At 47.2% G+C, this 16,882-nt stretch carries 15 protein-coding genes, 3 tRNA genes and 1 pseudogene; 6 read left to right on the top strand and 13 right to left on the bottom strand.

From position 1 onward, the window contains the following. Positions 1-375 (top strand): annotated as a pseudogene (locus F557_RS22920) (transposase); the annotation flags it as partial. Positions 376-422: 47 nt separating this feature from the next. Here the strand turns inward: F557_RS22920 and F557_RS0103730 are convergent. Next, complete coding sequence (locus F557_RS0103730) at positions 423-1,382, bottom strand: NADP-dependent oxidoreductase (protein ID WP_019000916.1); 960 nt, start codon at positions 1,380-1,382, stop codon at positions 423-425. Between the two features lie 252 nt (positions 1,383-1,634). Between F557_RS0103730 and F557_RS0103720 the strand changes: the two genes are divergently transcribed. The 3 genes from F557_RS0103720 (at position 1,635) to F557_RS0103710 (ending at position 4,396) form a co-directional block, all read left to right on the top strand. After that, the gene (locus F557_RS0103720; RefSeq protein ID WP_019000914.1) at positions 1,635-2,321 is read left to right on the top strand and encodes a pseudouridine synthase; all 687 of its coding nucleotides are present in this window, start codon (positions 1,635-1,637) and stop codon (positions 2,319-2,321) included. Between the two features lie 121 nt (positions 2,322-2,442). Continuing rightward, complete coding sequence (locus tag F557_RS0103715; RefSeq protein WP_019000913.1) at positions 2,443-3,303, top strand: HAD family hydrolase; 861 nt, start codon at positions 2,443-2,445, stop codon at positions 3,301-3,303. A gap of 127 nt (positions 3,304-3,430) precedes the next feature. Continuing rightward, positions 3,431-4,396: an NAD(P)-dependent oxidoreductase gene (locus tag F557_RS0103710; protein WP_019000912.1), complete on the top strand. Its 966-nt coding sequence runs from the start codon at positions 3,431-3,433 to the stop codon at positions 4,394-4,396. Positions 4,397-4,518: 122 nt separating this feature from the next. Here the strand turns inward: F557_RS0103710 and F557_RS0103705 are convergent, their stop codons facing one another. The 7 genes from F557_RS0103705 to prfB all read right to left on the bottom strand — a co-directional run bounded on the left by F557_RS0103705 (position 4,519) and on the right by prfB (position 11,676). Beyond that, on the bottom strand, positions 4,519-5,445 hold the full coding sequence (locus F557_RS0103705; RefSeq protein WP_019000911.1) for a DnaJ domain-containing protein: 927 nt from the start codon (positions 5,443-5,445) through the stop codon (positions 4,519-4,521). Further along, a complete protein-coding gene (gene murU / locus F557_RS0103700) occupies positions 5,445-6,140 on the bottom strand; it encodes an N-acetylmuramate alpha-1-phosphate uridylyltransferase MurU (RefSeq protein WP_019000910.1) in 696 nt (231 codons plus the stop codon). Before murU ends, F557_RS0103705 begins: the two co-directional genes overlap by 1 nt. Next, positions 6,125-7,129: an aminoglycoside phosphotransferase family protein gene (locus tag F557_RS18665; protein WP_019000909.1), complete on the bottom strand. Its 1,005-nt coding sequence runs from the start codon at positions 7,127-7,129 to the stop codon at positions 6,125-6,127. The genes murU and F557_RS18665 overlap by 16 nt, the downstream gene beginning before the upstream one ends. After that, positions 7,120-7,950: a tRNA (guanosine(46)-N7)-methyltransferase TrmB gene (trmB, locus tag F557_RS0103690; RefSeq protein WP_019000908.1), complete on the bottom strand. Its 831-nt coding sequence runs from the start codon at positions 7,948-7,950 to the stop codon at positions 7,120-7,122. The genes F557_RS18665 and trmB overlap by 10 nt, the downstream gene beginning before the upstream one ends. Positions 7,951-8,049: 99 nt before the next feature. Beyond that, positions 8,050-8,925 (bottom strand): 4-hydroxy-tetrahydrodipicolinate synthase, encoded by an 876-nt coding sequence (gene dapA, locus F557_RS0103680; RefSeq protein WP_019000906.1) that lies wholly within the window; start codon positions 8,923-8,925, stop codon positions 8,050-8,052. Positions 8,926-9,024: 99 nt separating this feature from the next. Next, entirely contained in the window at positions 9,025-10,542 is a 1,518-nt protein-coding gene (gene lysS / locus F557_RS0103675; RefSeq protein ID WP_019000905.1) for a lysine--tRNA ligase, read from the bottom strand. A 17-nt stretch (positions 10,543-10,559) separates the two neighbouring features. Next, a protein-coding gene (prfB, locus tag F557_RS0103670) for a peptide chain release factor 2 (RefSeq protein ID WP_157617738.1) occupies positions 10,560-11,676 on the bottom strand; the annotation gives its coding sequence in 2 pieces (ribosomal slippage) (positions 10,560-11,600 and positions 11,602-11,676; 1,116 coding nt in all). 260 nt (positions 11,677-11,936) lie between these two features. Here prfB and nadC point away from each other — a divergent pair. Further along, positions 11,937-12,782, top strand: coding sequence for a carboxylating nicotinate-nucleotide diphosphorylase (nadC, locus tag F557_RS0103660; protein WP_026297734.1), 846 nt, complete (start codon positions 11,937-11,939; stop codon positions 12,780-12,782). 151 nt (positions 12,783-12,933) lie between these two features. Continuing rightward, positions 12,934-13,359 carry a hypothetical protein gene (locus F557_RS0103655; protein WP_019000901.1) on the top strand — a complete coding sequence of 142 codons (426 nt, stop codon included), beginning with the start codon at positions 12,934-12,936 and terminating at the stop codon, positions 13,357-13,359. A 172-nt stretch (positions 13,360-13,531) separates the two neighbouring features. Here the strand turns inward: F557_RS0103655 and alr are convergent, their stop codons facing one another. The 5 genes from alr to F557_RS0103630 all read right to left on the bottom strand — a co-directional run bounded on the left by alr (position 13,532) and on the right by F557_RS0103630 (position 16,628). Continuing rightward, complete coding sequence (alr, locus tag F557_RS0103650) at positions 13,532-14,626, bottom strand: alanine racemase (protein WP_019000900.1); 1,095 nt, start codon at positions 14,624-14,626, stop codon at positions 13,532-13,534. 89 nt (positions 14,627-14,715) lie between these two features. After that, the gene (gene dnaB, locus F557_RS0103645) at positions 14,716-16,221 is read right to left on the bottom strand and encodes a replicative DNA helicase (protein WP_019000899.1); all 1,506 of its coding nucleotides are present in this window, start codon (positions 16,219-16,221) and stop codon (positions 14,716-14,718) included. Between the two features lie 140 nt (positions 16,222-16,361). After that, positions 16,362-16,438: transfer RNA gene (locus F557_RS0103640), tRNA-Arg, on the bottom strand. A gap of 12 nt (positions 16,439-16,450) precedes the next feature. Next, positions 16,451-16,527: transfer RNA gene (locus F557_RS0103635), tRNA-Arg, on the bottom strand. Positions 16,528-16,537: 10 nt separating this feature from the next. Beyond that, positions 16,538-16,628, bottom strand: a tRNA-Ser gene (locus F557_RS0103630). Positions 16,629-16,882: the final 254 nt, after the last annotated feature.

Here is a 16,882-nt window from a genome sequence, read left to right as displayed (position 1 = left end):
GTTTACAAAATCTATAAAGAAAGGTGGCAAATCGAAATTGTAATGAGATTCTATAAAAATGCGTGTCTGTTTGATGAAACCAGAGTGCATGATGATTACTCAATCATAGGAAGTGAATTCTGCAATTTCCTGTCAACTGTTCTATCATTTAAATTGATTAACAAATTTGATAAGGCTGAATTACTGAACACTTTTACCTATAAAAAAATCATGTCAATTTTAAAAAGAGCTAAGCAAGCCAGAATTAACTCGGGTGATTGGCAACTTATAAATATGAATCCGTCTCAGGTTAAGGTACTTCAAAAGTTGTCTCTTTTACCACAAGATGAAGTACCAACTAAAAGATCTCCTGGCAGACCAAAAAAGAATGTATAGTATTACGATTTGGGAAAGTTCTAGTTAAGCCATATACTACAACGAAATCAGACCTCCCTGACAATGCCGTTAGGAAGCAGAATTAGCTTTCCCACTGCATGACCGTTTCCAATAACCGAATGAGCCCGGATGCCGTCTCTCAGATAAAAACTTTCCGAAATATGAACCCTGAGCTCCCCACGGGACAGCATATCCAAAAGATTTCTGAGCTGTTCGTTGTTGGGCTTGACCACCATGCCCAGAACCTCCGAGGAAAGATTGGAAGCTGCCAGCTTCACTGATTGATAGGTAACCGTGGGCACTGATACCATCCGCGATTTGATTTTCAGAAGCGAAAGACAGTTGATACCGCTCTGACCTCCGATAAGATCCAGCACCATATCGGCCTCACTCTGCCAGTGCATATAGGAATCCTCCTCGTATGATTCCACTTCATCAGCCCCCAGATCCTTGACAAAATCAAAATTTTTCTCCGAGCAGATGGCCAGAACTCTGGCACCGGCTCTTTTGGCCAGCTGTACCGCCAGATGCCCCACACCGCCGGAAGCACCGGAAATCACCACGCTTTCACCGGCCTTGAGACGACCAACATCAAAAAGAGCCTGATAAGCAGTAAGTCCGGCCAAGGGTAACGCTCCTGCCGCCTTAACAGAACAGCCTTTGGGAATTTTCACAAGTTCGGCAAGTTTAAAATTATTCTCTGAACTGTAGGCTCCGCCATCCATAGGGAAGCCTACCAAACCTGCAACCAGCTCTCCTTTTCTGAAATCCTGCCGCCCTCTGACAATCTCTCCGGCCATGTCAAAACCAATCACCCAGGGAAAACGTTCTCCACGGCTTTTAGCTGCAAAACTGGTTCCCTGTCGGATTTTAGTATCAATAACATTTACACCGGCTGCGAGCACTTTTACTCTTACTTGATCATCTCCCGGCGGAGGCAGGGGCCAGTCCTCCGTGAATGACAGCTTGTTGACTCCGCCGTAACCTGTAATCTGAAGTACCGACATCAATAATTCTCTCTCAAAGAAATGTTTCAGGGTTCGATTTTTCCTTATCCCGCCTGTGCCGAAAAGTCCCGCATCCAGAACCGGTTCGACGGAGACAGCCCGCCCAGACTAAAATCACTGCCTGCATTATACACTGATTACGCGGGTATTTTCGGAGCACAGGATACCAGAAACTCTGCAGGCTTCTGAAAAGTCAATGCCGGAATCACCAGAAGCCTCTGATATAATACCTCTTCGACAGGAGATTACAGCATGCCGAACGAATTCATATACACCCCTCCTCTGGAACCGTTTCTGGAAATTATTCATAATGACGATGCCATTATTGTGGTAAATAAGCCTAGCGGTCTTCTCAGCGTTCCCGGAAGAGACCCCAGACATAATGACAGCATCATCTCCAGAGTACGCCGGGAGGCCCCCGATGCCCAGGCAGTCCACCGGTTGGATATGGCCACTTCCGGAATAATGGTCGTTGCCAAAAACAGCAAGATCTCCGGAATTCTGGGAAAGCAGTTTCAAAACCGGAGTACTTCAAAAATCTATTATGCCTGGGTTTACGGAGAACCAGAAAGTCCAGAGGGAGTAATCAAACTTCCACTGATCACCGATTTTTCCAACCGCCCCTATCAGATAGTGGATTTCAACAACGGCAGAGAGGCCATAACCCAATACACCGTTGTTTTCACTGCTCCAGACAAATCCCGCAGTCTGGTACGACTGCACCCCCTCACCGGAAGATCCCATCAGCTCAGAGTTCATATGAAAGAAATCGGACATCCCATTCTCGGAGATCATCTCTATGCCTCTCCGGAAATAAGAGAAATGGTTCCTAATCTGCAGCTTCATGCCTGGTCTCTCACTTTTTACCATCCAGTGTCCAATCAAAGAATGACCTTCAGACATGATCCCCCATTTACCGTTCCAATAAGGCTTTTCTGACAGCAAAAGCCACCCCGCAAACAAATTTGAAATGGTAAAATAGAAAAAATATCGGTGATAGCTAAGTGGTTATGTATACTGGAAGGAGTCTTTCCCGCAGCACATCTTCAAGGATACTTCGATGCGCGACATCTTCAGCTTTGCCATTGCCTATGACTTCGACGGAACACTCAGTCCCGGAAACATGCAAGAATACTCTTTCATTCCCTCCTTAGGATATCGTAATCCCCGGGATTTCTGGGAAATGACCAGAAAGTGCCCCCCGGATACAGATCAGACTCTGGGATACCTCTTTACCATGCTGAAAGAAGCCCGAAAATGCGGCATTCGGGTTACCCGTGACTACCTCCGAAGCTGCGGCAGAAACATCCAGCTTTTCCCTGGAGTGGAAAACTGGTTTGAACGCATTAACGAATACGGCAGACAGCAGAATATCAGTATCTCTCACTACATCATTTCCACCGGAACCAGAGAAATTATAGAAGGTTCGTCAATTGCCAGACATTTTAAAAAAATATTCGCCTCCAGCTTCATATATGATGATTCCGGCACTGCCGTATGGCCGGGAACTGCTATTAACTACACCTCAAAAACCCAGTATCTTTTCAGGATTAATAAAGGGGTTCTTGACGAAAGCAATAATGAGCTGGTGAATGCTTTCGTACCAGATGAAAAACGCATAATTCCTTTTCACTATATGCTTTACATCGGGGACGGAGCCACTGACATCCCCTGCTTCCGGGTGCTAACAAGTGCCGGAGGTTCTTCAGTAGCTGTTTTTGACGAACGTTCCCCGGAGGCTCGGGCACAGGTAGAAAAAATAGCCTGCGGCGGCAACAGGGTATCCCTGATATTCAATGCCGATTACAGGGAATCCAGTCCGGTGGATCTGGCAGTCAAGGCCATCCTGGACCGTGCCCGGGCCGAACATGATATTCATATGATGAAGGAACACGTCAAATCGGAGTTCAACTTCCATTAATCGTGAATCCACACAGGCTTAGACAAAAAATACTGTCTCCGGCAAGTTAACAGAGAATCATCTTTGAACTGCAGTGCCCGCAACAGGTAAAATAGATCCCCGTATCCAGAATTTCTAAGGAAGTCTCATGAATACCATCAGAATATTGAGTCCCGAAGCCCACACCGAACATCCCGACATGGCCTTTCCTCCTCCGGATTTTCCCCATATCTGGGATCGCCTGTACCATACCACACAGGACGAACTGGTTCAAAAGGCTCAGGGATATCAGATCCTAATAATCAACAAGCTCCGCATCACCTCCGAAATACTGGCCCAACTCCCGGATCTTAGAATGATCGCCATGCTGGCCACCGGATACAACAATATTGATACCGCCGCCTGTAAAGAACACGGCGTGGCTCTGGCCAATATCAGGGGGTACGGCACTGAATCAGTAGCAGAACATGCCGTAGGAATGATGCTGACCCTGGCACGAAACATTATCAAATACCGGGAACGGGTTTCCGATCTTACATGGAGCAAACAGCATAATTTCTGTCTAATGAATTATCCCATAACCGATCTTTTCGGAAAAAAATTGCTCATTATCGGTATGGGAGCCATTGGCAAAAGAATCGCCGAAATCGCAAGTAATGGCTTTAATATGGAAATCATGGTATCAGAAAGAAAGGAAGCTTCAGAATGCCGTCCCGGAAGGGTGCCGTTTTACCAAGGACTGAAAGAGGCTGATGTTATCAGCATAAACTGCCCTTACCTCCCAGAAACCAGGAATCTCATCGCCGGAAAGGAGCTGTCCCTAATGAAGCCCGGAGCATTGCTAATTAATACCGGCCGGGGGGGCATCGTCTGCGAGCAGGAACTGGCAAAGGCTCTGATTCAGGAGCACCTAGGAGGTGCCGGACTTGACACCCTTGAAAAGGAACCTGCTGATCCTGATAATCCTCTTCTTCCGCTTCTGAAAACCGGTAACCTTATTATTACCCCGCATACCGCATGGCTGGGTGATCTAGCTATCAAAAAGATTGGAGGCGAGCTTGTAAAAAACATGGAGGCCTTTATCCGAGGAGAGGAAAGAAACAGAATCGTCTGAACAAAACTACATTCACAGCAGTGAATTCAAACGTCTGCTCCAGACATCATATAAATGAAGGCCCGCGCATGTCAGAAAAACGCGGGCTCATGTATATTTGAAATTCCCGCCATGGGAGAATGTCAATTATTGAGATGTCTTTTTAAAAGGTCGTAGGCCTGCTGAATATTCTGAGCTTTTTCAGTATAGGCACGCATCATCTCCTCACTCACCCCCTGAGCCTGCAGCCTGTCAGGGTGATACTTGCGCATCATGCGGTGATAGGCCTTCTTGACAGTCTCAAAATCAGAACCATCGGGAACCCCAATAACCTTGTAAGCATTCACAATATCGTTATGTGGGACATAGGAATTCTGACCTCCGGAGTTACTCTGGTAAAAGCGATCCTGAGAACTGAATCCTCCCGCGTTAAAGAAACTCTTAAACTGGGCAATGGCCTGAGCCTGCCTGATAAGCCGTTCCATAACATAAGTGGGAACCTTGAGATTGAACGACACACTGGCGAGGCGGGAATACCCCCCGGGCTGCATCACCCCGTCCGCAAAAAGAACCTCAATCAGGAATTCCACTAACCGGTGTTTAAAAACTCTGCCATCATGCACCGCGGTTCTGATGGCCAGGCAGTCAGGCTCTGGATCATATCCCCCCGCCTTACCTTCCTCAAAAGCCCTGAATAGTTCTGCCCTTCGCACGGAATCCGAAGTCAGAACCTGCATATATTCCTTTACCTTGGCAACATGCTCGGAACTGACCGCCCCTTCACCGGCAGCAACATATCCAGCAAGTCTGAAGGTTCCGGTCTGCAAAATATTGCGTTCCTCCGCCGTAAGTTTCCTGGGGCCATACCAAGGATTGTGCTTTCTTTCCAGCACATAAGCAAATCCCAGCATGGCAATAGAACAGGGAACCCCAAAAAAAAATAGAAACAGCCCCAGCAAGAAAAACGGCGAAAAAATTATCCCGAAAATCTGAATATAGATAAAAACAATCAGACACGCAGTAAGGAGCCTGATCCCGAACCCTAAAAACACTCGCAGAAATTCCGGCATCAGATATGTTCCTCCCCGCTGTCAAGACCGGCTCTGAGACTCCTGTCAAGCTCCCGAAGCCGCTCTGGCGTTCCTACATCGCACCAAAAGGCATCCGACACTTCGCCAGATATCCGACCTTCATGAATGAGCTTCTGAAAAAAAGGCTTCAGGGGAGCCCGTCCCTCGGGAACATCTCTGAAGACAGCGGGACGATAAACTGCTATCCCACTAAAGGTATACCCAGGCATATCCATAACCACACCGTCTGCATTCAGGGAAAAATCACCGGCAGGATGGTGTGGAGGATTGGGAACCAGCACCATGTGACAGTCCCGATCATTCATGGAAAGATTCGTTAGTTTTCTAAAATCATATTCCGTATAGATATCCCCATTCACCGCCAGTATCGGCTCCTCGCCCAAAAGAGGCAGTGCGTGTCTGAGCCCTCCAAGGGTCTCCAGGCCACCGGGAATCTCGGGAGAGTACTCAATTTTTGCCCCGTAACGGCTGCCATCGCCCAGAAACGATTCAATACATTTTCCCAGCCAGGCATGATTTATCACTATATGACATATCCCCAGGCTGACAAGACGCTCGATATGGTAAACCATAAGAGGTTTTCCTCCCACCTTCAGAAGAGGCTTCGGGATAGTATCAGTCAAAGGACGCATTCTTTCTCCGCGTCCGGCAGCAAGAATCATTGCCGTATGCATACATTCTCCGATTTTTCCACAGAAATTCCATATTCCGTACCGGAGAACAGATCCCAGAGAGGTTTCAGTTCTCCGTACTTTTCAGTGCAGGATTTTATGTATCTCATAACCCGGGGAATATCCTTAAGATAGCCGGATTTACCGTCACGAAGATAAAGACGGCGAAAAATGCCGACGCATTTCACATGACGCTGCAGCATGGTGAAATCACACCATCTTTCAAAATGGCCGTAGGAAACTCCGGACAGAAAGCCCGCGTGGCTATAATTGTCATAGGCTCTCCCAAGAAGATCATCCCGAAGCTCCTGGGACAGTTCATAATAACAGTCTCCAACAAGAGATACCAGATCATATGTCAGCGGGCCCCTAACCATGTCCTGAAAATCCACCACCGCAAGAGAACCGTCTTTAAGAACCATAATATTCCTGCTGTGGTAGTCCCGGTGCACCGCAATAACCGGTTGCTCTAGAAATACCCGACTCCAAAGATCCTTCATATGGTCAAAGGTTTCAAGGGTATTCCCGCGAAGAGACTGTCCTTCTCCTTTTTCAAAATACCATTCCAGACAAATACCAGCCTCACGATCCAGAAATGCCTGATCATAGGGGGGGAGTGTGGCACACGGCACTCGTGTCATGTTTATCAGGAGATCCGTGGCTCTTTCATAAAGAACTTTTTCGTTTTCTGATGTGCGTACGGAAGCAAAGGTGTTATTTCCGAGATCCGAAACTAAAAGGAACCCTCGGGAAATATCAGCAGCCAGAACCTCTGGCGCCAGCACTCCGGCAGAATTCAGCAAGCGGCTGTATTCCATAAATTCGCGATTTTTTTCAGTTTCCGGAGGAGCATCCATCAGAATACCATGTCTGCTCCGGTAAAATTTACGAAATGAGGCGTCACCGCTCACCATCTCCAGAGACATCATGTCATCAGGGCAAATCCCTCGATACCAGGAATCAAGTTCCCGGAATCTTTCACTTAATTGCATTGTTTTTTCCTGAAAAGCAAATCCCATACCCCGTGTCCCAGTCTCTGCCCCCGGGCTTCGAATTTTGTCAGCGGCCGATAATCAGGCCTTTCAACAAAAGTACCGTCCGGAGAAAGATTTTCAATCCTGGAATCCTCACTCTGAACCTCCAGCATCTGTTGCGCATATGGTTCCCAGTCAGTAGCCATGTGAATAATGCCACACACCGCGAGCTTCGGAATAATCAAATCCATAAAATCAGGCTTCACCAGACGACGCTTTTTGTGTCTGGCCTTGTGCCACGGATCCGGAAAGTAAAGCTGCAACCGGTCAATTACCCCGTCGGGAATCATGTTGCTGAGCACATCCACTGCATCGTAATGAATAACCCGGAGATTTGAAATACCTGCCTCATGAGCGGCCATAATGCAGGCCCCCACTCCTGGAGTATGCACTTCAATTCCTATAAAATCCCGTACCGGATCCCTGACTGCCATCTCCACCAGCGATTTTCCCATGCCGAAACCAATCTCCAGAGCCAGAGGAGCCACTCTTCCAAATACCCCGGAAATATCCAGCGGCCGGTCCTGATAATCAATACCGTAATCCTTCCAATATTCGGTCAGAGCATGCTCCTGTCCGGCTGTTAAACGCCCCTCCCGCACCACAAAGCTTTTAATGCGTCGGTTCCGATAATCCTGTTCGGCATCGGCAGACGACAGCCGGTGCCGGACATAGGAACCGTTCTCATCCAGTTCTCTTACAATCCCGGGCGATTTAATTTCCGAATTTTCCGCATAAGCGAAAACGTCACTTCCATCCGAAGTTGCATTTTCAGACATTCTTGTAATCCCATATAACCGGTAAAGCTAAAAAAGGCTCTATCCACAGTGTAATGGATAAAGCCTCAAATTTTATCCCTGCGTCCTTCGCAAAAAGCATCAGATCAGGCTCAAAGCCTCCATTTCCGCTTTTATCTCATTCTTTGTTTCCTGAGACAACGGAGTAATAGGCAGGCGACACTCTTCAGTACAAAGACCAAGAAGCGAACAGGCATACTTCGCACCCGCCGGGCTAGGCTCCTTAAACATCAGCTTGTGTAGCCTCGTCAGACGATCCTGCTTGTCTCTGGCCTCAGCATAGCGTTCAGCAAGACAGAGCTCCTGCACCTCGTGCACCAAACGCGGAGCCACATTAGCAGTAACGGAAATCACACCTGTCCCTCCGGCCACATCATAGCTTACTGCAGTGGCATCTTCTCCAGACAGCCAGATAAAATCCTTCTTCCTGACCTTGAGTCTTTCAATCCACGGCCGTGCCAGATCTCCGGTGGCATCCTTAATGCCGATTACCCGAGGGAGTTCAGCAAGACGCGCCACGGTATCCGGCTGTATGTTAACCACAGCCCGTCCCGGAACGTTATAAAGAATAATGGGAATATTTGTGGCATCATGCACCATTTTGAAATGGGCATAGAGACCATCCTGATTGGGACGGTTGTAATATCCGGCAATATGAAGGGTAGCATCGGCGCCAAATTTTTCCGCTGCACGGGTATACTCAATGGCCTCTACAGGATTATTGGAACCGGCTCCGGCAATAATAGCACACTTCCCCTTGGCAACTTCGGAAGTAATCTCAATAACCCGGAAATGCTCATCATGAGACAGTGTAGGACATTCACCGGTGGTTCCTACAGGGACTATGCCATCAGTTCCCTGTTCCACATGCCACGCCACCATACGGCGCAAAGCATCTTCATCAAGCTTTCCGTCTTTAAACGGAGTAACCAGGGCTACAATTGAACCATGAATCATTTTTTAATCCTCAGCAAAACACGGTCTTTATGGTCAGTAATTATAACAAAAAGGGAGAACCTGTCCCCCTTCTTTTCATTTTCACAGCAGATATTTTAACTACTTTTTAACTGTGGGCCGCAATGTCGGGAAAAGAATGACATCGCGAATGGTATGACTATTGGTGAAAAGCATTACCAGCCGATCAATGCCAATTCCTTCTCCGGCAGTCGGAGGAAGCCCGTGCTCCAGGGCTGTGATAAAGTCTCCGTCATAGTACATAGCCTCATCATCGCCAGCATTCTTCTGCTCCACCTGAGCTCTGAAACGGGCAGCCTGATCCTCGGCATCATTCAGCTCGGAGAAGGCGTTACCAAGTTCACGGCCGGCAATATAGAACTCAAAGCGATCTGTATAGTCAGGATTCTGATCGTTTCTTCTTGCTAATGGCGAAATCTCAAAAGGATACTGAGTAATAAAGGTCGGATTGATAAGCTTATCTTCAACGGTCTCCTCAAAAATTGCGGAAACCAGATGGCCCAGCTTCCAGGTACTGAGAATATCTACATGAAGCTTTTCCACAATTGCCTTTGCCCGATCAAAATCTTCCAAATCCTCAGGGCTGATCCAGCTGTTATACTTAAGAATGGCTTCCTTCATTGTCAGACGGTCGAAAGGCTTGCCGAAATCAATATCGAAGCCTTCTTCGCCCTCACGGGCATAATGTATTCTGGTATCGCCCAGAATCTTGCCGGCCAGGGTTTTCAGGAGATCTTCGGTAAGATCTATAAGATCATTGAAATCATGATAGGCCATATAGAACTCCATCATGGTAAATTCCGGATTATGCCGGACATCAATGCCCTCGTTACGGAAATTCCTGTTGATCTCAAAAACTCTTTCAAAACCGCCGACAACAAGTCTCTTAAGGAAAAGCTCCGGAGCAATACGGAGATACATATCCATATCCAGAGCATTGTGGTGAGTAATGAAAGGCCGAGCCGAAGCACCACCAGGGATCGTCTGCATCATCGGAGTTTCCACTTCCATAAACATGTGATCCGTCATATATCTGCGGATCTCCTGAATAATACGGGATCTCATGATGAAGGTATTGCGGGATTTCTCATTAGCGATCAGATCCAAATATCTCTGACGGCAACGGGCTTCCTGATCCTGTAGCCCCTTAAACTTTTCAGGCAGCGGACGCAGAGCTTTGGTGAGCAATCTGACTGCGGAAAGGTGCACAGACAGCTCTCCGGTCTTGGTCTTGAATACATAGCCTTCAGCACCAATAATATCACCTAGATCAAGCTTTTTGAAAACATCCTGATACACTCCATCCGGCAGAGAATCCCGGGAAGCATATATCTGAATTCTGCCACCCATATCCTGAATGCTGCCGAAGGATGCCTTGCCCATAATACGGCGGGCAACCAGACGCCCGGCAATCTTTACCGGATATTTCTCGGCTTCAAGGATCTCATTGTCAAGGGCTTCGTACTTCTCACGGATCTGAGAGGAAATATGGTCACGTCTAAAATCATTCGGAAAAGCATTTCCTTCCTGACGAAGCTTCTCTAGCTTCTCGTGACGGACATTAAGCTCGTTTGTAAGATCCTGTTCCTGATTTTCCATAATTATTACTCACTATTTTAAAGACCTGCCTTTAGGCTCTCTTCGATAAAACCCTTCAAATCCCCATTCAGCACCGACTGCGTGTCGCTGACCTCGTAATTGGTTCTGAGATCCTTGATGCGGGAATCATCCAGAACGTAGGAGCGAATCTGACTGCCCCATCCAATATCAGCCTTGGAATCCTCCAGAGCCTGCTTCTCGGCTTCTTTCTTACGAAGCTCCAGTTCATACAGCTTGGCACGGAGCTGCTTCATAGCCTGATCCCGGTTCTGAAACTGGGAACGCTCATTCTGACATGAAACCACTGTATTGGTAGGAATGTGGGTTATGCGCACTGCAGAATCAGTTTTATTAATGTGCTGTCCGCCTGCTCCGGAAGAACGGAATACATCTATGCGAAGATCGGCAGGATTGATTTCAATATTGATATTGTCCTCCACATCCGGATAGACAAACGCAGAACAGAAGGAAGTATGCCTCCTGTTTCCGGAATCAAACGGAGATTTTCTCACCAGCCGGTGTACCCCTGTTTCCGTACGGAACCAGCCGTAGGCATGATCGCCTGTAAACTTAATAGTCACAGACTTGATACCGGCCACATCTCCCTCGGAAAGCTCGATAATCTCGCTCTTGAACCCGTTCTTTTCAGCAAACTTGAGATACATTCTCATAACCATGCTGGCCCAATCCTGAGCCTCTGTTCCCCCGGATCCCGACTGGATATCCATGTAACAGTCCCGTGCATCATTTTCACCGGAAAACATCCTTTGAAACTCCAGTTCGCCGAGACGTCCATCAAGCTTCTTCATTTCAGATTCAGCTTCATCATATGAGGCCTGGGCCTCTTCAGGATTTTCAGCCTCTTCTTCCCGGGTCATCTGGATAAGATCCTCAGTGTCCTGAAATCCCTGATCTATAGCCTGAAACATGTCCAGACAAGAGTCCAGTGAGATTTTCTCCTTGCTGAGATTCTGAAACTTTTCCCGATCATTCCATACTGACGGTTCTGCAAGCAGCGCATTTACCTCTTCAAGGCGTTCTTTCTTCGCATCAAGGTCAAAGATACCCCCTGAGCACGTCAGCACGCGCTCTGAGAGCTGACAAACGGTTTTCCTGAGCTGATATTTCCAGCATTTGCTTTATTTCCTAAACGGTTAACAGACTGCAATGGGGACGGGGTACACCGCCGACATAAAACAGGAGCGGATTATATCATTAATTGCCGCTGGATTTGCATGGAAATGAATTCGCTGCCGTCGAATTTGCCATCCTGATTTTCAGGGGCTTTTTGATGTATAATCATGACAGTTTTTTATCTGCTGACTCAGGTCTGTTTTTCCGGGGACTTACCCGATTCCGTTACTGCAGGTCTGTATATCATTCAAGGATTATCTATGTTAAGCGAAGATATAACTAATTCCGTAGCACTGGCTCTTAAAGAAGATCTCGGCGGCGAGCTGGATCCTTCTCTGGATCTTACCGCCCAGCTGATCCCGGAAGATCATGTCAACCGCGCCCGTGTCATCACCAGAGAGGCAGGGGTCTTCTGCGGCAAGGCCTGGGTGGATGAAGTGTACCATCAGCTGGGAGACCGTGTCAGAGTTACCTGGAAGGTAAAAGATGGCGATCATGTTACCCCGGGCATGGAGCTGTTTTCTCTTGAAGGAAATGCCAGGGTCATGCTAACGGCAGAACGAACCACCCTGAATTTTGTACAGACTCTTTCCGGTGTAGCCACCCTGGTTTCAGAATACGTCCGTGAGATCGAAGGCACCGGATGCACCCTTCTTGATACCAGAAAGACCATACCAGGACTCCGCACCGCTCTTAAATATGCGGTAGTTGCCGGTGGCGGTCACAACCACCGCATGGGACTTTTTGATGCCTATCTGATCAAGGAGAATCACATCATGGCATGTGGCGGTATAACTGCCGCTGTGGAAACTGCCAGAAAGCTTTCCCCAAATAAAATGGTGGAAGTTGAAGTAGAAAACCTAGATGAGCTTCGGGAAGCTCTGGAAGCAGAAAGCGACATCATCATGCTGGACAATTTTGATCTGCCGACAATGGAAGAGGCAGTAAAAATTACCAACCATAAAGCCAAACTGGAAATTTCCGGAAATGTTAACATTTCAACCATCAGACGCTATGCCGAAACCGGAGTCGATTTCATTTCCGTCGGAGCGCTGACCAAGAATGTTCAGGCACTGGATCTATCCATGCGCATTGAATTGAAGTAACAAAACGTCTAAATGTGATAAAAATGCGGTTTTTCGGGTCAAATTTATGCCAACTAGCGGCTTTTTTTCATATAATCTATCCAGTGATATGTCCCTGTAGTCCGCATTAAACCGCCGATCAGGCAAAACCGATAATAAGTGAGTTTGCAACATGTTTTTCAAGGTCGTTATCTACACAGTTCTCATACTGGCACTTTTAGTGTCAATGGGACAGCTGAATTATGCCACGTCTCTGTACAAAACAGCTGACAACGCTGTGGAGTTTATCTTTCCAAGATGGGATTGGGGACATCCGTGGTTTTACATTTTTGCCGATGAGCATGGTTTCAGCACTAAGGCTCCTGATGATCTTGAATTCCGTTACTTTACTGAAAAATACAACGAGGCCCTAAAGGTTATGGAGGAGGAATGCAAGGCTGGACCAGACAGCGAAAATTGCATTACCGCCGAATCTGCTGCTGAAGATCTTAAAGACAAGGTGCAGGAGGCCTCGGAAAAGCTTGAGGATATCATGCAGGAGAAAGGAGACGAAGTTAAGCTTTCCCGCAAATACGAACGTCCGAAGTTTGAATTCTGACGGCTAACAGAACAAGGCCCCTGATCAGAGGTACTCCCAGTACCGTATATATAATTGAAAAAGCCTCGAACAGTGAGTGTTACGAGGCTTTTTCTTACACCTGGTGACTGACCATAACAATGACTCACCCACAGCCATTTGCCGGATAGCCACCTGTAAGATCAGCTAACAATCATGCCGGAAGATAGCGATAACGCACCCTTCTGGTAGGTCTGGTTACCAGTTCGTACGGAATTGTTCCGGTAAGTTCTGCAACTTTCTCAACTGGAATATGACGCCCCCAGAGCTCAGCGACATCACCGGGAGATACTCTGAGATCCATCCCAATATCCACAAACATCATATCCATGCATACATGTCCCACTGTATGCACCACAGTACCATTGAGATACACCGGAGAACCGTTTGGCATAGAACGTGGGTAGCCGTCTGCATATCCTGCTCCCAGCACGGCAATTCTAGTGGGCCTGTCGGCTACCCAGGATGCACCATAGCCAACTGCATCCCCTTGGCAGAGTTCCCTCACTGCATAAACCACTGTACGCATAGTCATTACCGCCTGAAGACCAAAATCGGCACCGATGCGCCCCGATGAAGGAGAAATACCATACTGAATAATCCCAGGGCGCACAAATTCGGTATGAGTGTCAGGATAGTAAATAATACCGGCGGAATTGGCCAAACAAAGCGCACCTTCGGCATGCCTGCTCATTCGATTAAAAGCTGCTAGTTGTTTCAGATGATAATCCTTAAGAACAGCCTCATCAGAGCATGAAAGATGCGCCATCATACCCACAGGATGTCTGAATCCCGAAAAATTCCGAATATCCTCCATGGCTTTAGCGATTTCGTCTTCATTAAAACCCAGACGCTGCATGCCAATATTAACCTGACACCAAACGCTGAGCAAAATGCCTGGATTAGCACGGCAGAAGGACTTAAGCTCTTCCAGCATTTCAAAGCTGTGAACCGTTACCGAAATATCGAGCCTTGCCACATCTTCAAGATCTCCGACACAGGCACAACCTCCAAGCATAACAATTGGCTTGGTGATACCTGCCTCCCTCAGCTCGCAAGCCTCTTCAAGACGAGCTACCGCATATCCGAAAGCAAATTCGTCCATAGCACAGGCGCAGGCTACACTACCATGCCCATAGGCATTGGCCTTTACCACAGCAATTATCCTGCTGTCAGGTACCATTTTTTTTATTACAGCCATGTTATGCTTCAATGCGGCCAAATCAATATCAACAGAAACGGTTTCCATCTGACAAATCCTCTGTCCTTTTCACACCCGAAAACCTTCACCGAGCTTCCGGACCGCTTATTATATTACCCCCAATGATTCCCCCATCTTTAATTGCCTGAAGGAGATGACTCGGCCCCGGGAGGGGGTACCGGACCACCACTAAACTCCACTGTTTCAAAACGAGAATATTCATGAAGAAAAACCATGGGAACAATCCCTACCGGACCGTTTCTCTGCTTGCCAATAATAATCTCCGCCTTTCCAATTTGCGAAGGATCATCCTTTTTGTCATCATCCATTTCAGGACGATGGATAAACATGATAACGTCAGCATCCTGTTCAATAGCACCGGATTCACGGAGATCGGCATTACCCGGCCGCTTATCCTTACGTCCCGCAACTCCGCGGTTAACCTGAGCCATGGCTATTACCGGAACATCTAGTTCACGAGCCAGCATTTTGAGACTTTTGGAGCATTCAGCCACTTCCTGGGTACGGGAATTGGCATCATACCCAGGAATATGCATATACTGAAGATAATCCACCATGATCATACTGATACCGCCCTTTTCCTGCTTAAGCCTGCGTGAGCGGGAACGGATATCAGCCGGTGTCAGCCCCTGGGTATCATCGATATAGATACAATCAGGACGTTCTTTGAGCAGAGTCTGCCCTACTCCTATAAGATTCACCCAGTCATCATCATCCAAATTGGAGTTACGGATTTTTGTCTGATCCACATGTGCCATGGCAGCCAGAAGTCTGGCAGCAATCTGGGATGCCGGCATTTCCAGGGAAAAAACCAATACTGGAAAATTCACATCCGGATTCATGGCCACATTCTGTACCAGATTCATGCCAAAAGTTGTTTTACCTACGCCTGGACGGGCTCCAATAACAATGAGATCGCTCTTATGAAATCCAGAAAGATACTGATCAAGAAATTTATAGCCGGTAGGAACGCCGGTGATACCGGAAAGATTATTTTTCTGATTCTCCCTGAGGGTATTAAGAAGATCCATGGTCACCCTGGTAATAGATACCGGACCGCCCCCCTTATGAAGAGAATTCTCGGATATCCGAAAAATCTTCTGCTCCGCGCCGTTCAAAATATCACCGATGGATCTCCCCCTGGGAACATAAACATCCTCTTCAATTTCCTGACAGGCACGAAGCAACATTCTGGCCCGGGATTTATTAACAATCGTGTGCGCATATGTTACCGCATCGATTGTATCCGGAACCGCCTGAAACAGCTGCAGCAGATAGGCCTGACCGCCGGCCTTTTCAAGACTCTGCGTATTTTCCAGAGTTTCCTGCAGTGAAATCGTATCAATTACGCGATGGTTGTTATCCAGACTCAGCATGGCTTCGTAAATAAGCTGATGCCTGGGATCATAGAAATCATCAGCACTCAGAATGCTGGAAACCGCGTCCAGTTTTCCAGGGCTAATAAGAATACTTCCCAGAAAGGCTTTTTCAGCCTCAAAGGAATACGGGGCAGTTCGCTCCGAGTCTTCCTTAGACCCCTTGCGGCTTTTTAAATAATTTCGTTCCGAATTCCCCTCCAGGGTGCTCATATTCTTCTTTGCGTAGTCAAGCACATCAACCATGATTAAACTCCGGAAATTACCGTTTGCTGCAAGTGAATCAAGAGACTATTATAAAATGAAAAACCAGAATAAACAAAAACCGATTACAGACACAAGACAGGAACGAAAACCGCCGGAAAAAAGAATCAAGAGAAAAAAGATGGCGCACCCTGAAGGACTCGAACCTTCAACCGCTCGGTTCGTAGCCGAGTACTCTATCCAGTTGAGCTAAGGGTGCAAAGAGATGAAATGGCGCACCCTGAAGGACTCGAACCTTCAACCGCTCGGTTCGTAGCCGAGTACTCTATCCAGTTGAGCTAAGGGTGCAGTAACGAACTGGCGGTGCGAAAGGGATTCGAACCCTTGATACCCTTTTGGGGTATACTCCCTTAGCAGGGGAGCACCTTCGGCCTCTCGGTCATCACACCGCAACTATTCGTTCGTTGCGGGGCTAATTTTACTTGATAATGAAAATCTGTCAATAGATAAGCCTGAATTTTTTAAAAATATTATCAAACCTGCATGATGAGGAAATAATTTCGTTCATTTTATAACCATATAAACACCGTTATAATACTGAACCACCCTGCAATTCGTCAGCAGCTACTATCAGCAGTCATAACTAGGACTGCACCCAAGAGATATAAAAAATCATGGCATACAAAAAGGGGCAAGATAAACA

The organism is Succinimonas amylolytica DSM 2873 (genome assembly GCF_000378405.1).
Lineage (GTDB): Bacteria > Pseudomonadota > Gammaproteobacteria > Enterobacterales > Succinivibrionaceae > Succinimonas > Succinimonas amylolytica.
The sequence above is the reverse complement of the archived record's forward strand: the minus strand, read 5'-3'. Positions and strand labels throughout refer to the sequence as shown.

What these genes read in the sequence shown, in the direction of transcription:
- F557_RS0103730 (WP_019000916.1), bottom strand. Translation starts at nt 1,382, where the DNA reads ATGTCGGTACTTCAGATTACAGGTTACGGCGGAGTCAACAAGCTGTCA.
- F557_RS0103720 (WP_019000914.1), top strand. Translation starts at nt 1,635, where the DNA reads ATGCCGAACGAATTCATATACACCCCTCCTCTGGAACCGTTTCTGGAA.
- F557_RS0103715 (WP_019000913.1), top strand. Translation starts at nt 2,443, where the DNA reads ATGCGCGACATCTTCAGCTTTGCCATTGCCTATGACTTCGACGGAACA.
- F557_RS0103710 (WP_019000912.1), top strand. Translation starts at nt 3,431, where the DNA reads ATGAATACCATCAGAATATTGAGTCCCGAAGCCCACACCGAACATCCC.
- F557_RS0103705 (WP_019000911.1), bottom strand. Translation starts at nt 5,445, where the DNA reads ATGCCGGAATTTCTGCGAGTGTTTTTAGGGTTCGGGATCAGGCTCCTT.
- murU (WP_019000910.1), bottom strand. Translation starts at nt 6,140, where the DNA reads ATGCATACGGCAATGATTCTTGCTGCCGGACGCGGAGAAAGAATGCGT.
- F557_RS18665 (WP_019000909.1), bottom strand. Translation starts at nt 7,129, where the DNA reads ATGCAATTAAGTGAAAGATTCCGGGAACTTGATTCCTGGTATCGAGGG.
- trmB (WP_019000908.1), bottom strand. Translation starts at nt 7,950, where the DNA reads ATGTCTGAAAATGCAACTTCGGATGGAAGTGACGTTTTCGCTTATGCG.
- dapA (WP_019000906.1), bottom strand. Translation starts at nt 8,925, where the DNA reads ATGATTCATGGTTCAATTGTAGCCCTGGTTACTCCGTTTAAAGACGGA.
- lysS (WP_019000905.1), bottom strand. Translation starts at nt 10,542, where the DNA reads ATGGAAAATCAGGAACAGGATCTTACAAACGAGCTTAATGTCCGTCAC.
- nadC (WP_026297734.1), top strand. Translation starts at nt 11,937, where the DNA reads ATGTTAAGCGAAGATATAACTAATTCCGTAGCACTGGCTCTTAAAGAA.
- F557_RS0103655 (WP_019000901.1), top strand. Translation starts at nt 12,934, where the DNA reads ATGTTTTTCAAGGTCGTTATCTACACAGTTCTCATACTGGCACTTTTA.
- alr (WP_019000900.1), bottom strand. Translation starts at nt 14,626, where the DNA reads ATGGAAACCGTTTCTGTTGATATTGATTTGGCCGCATTGAAGCATAAC.
- dnaB (WP_019000899.1), bottom strand. Translation starts at nt 16,221, where the DNA reads ATGGTTGATGTGCTTGACTACGCAAAGAAGAATATGAGCACCCTGGAG.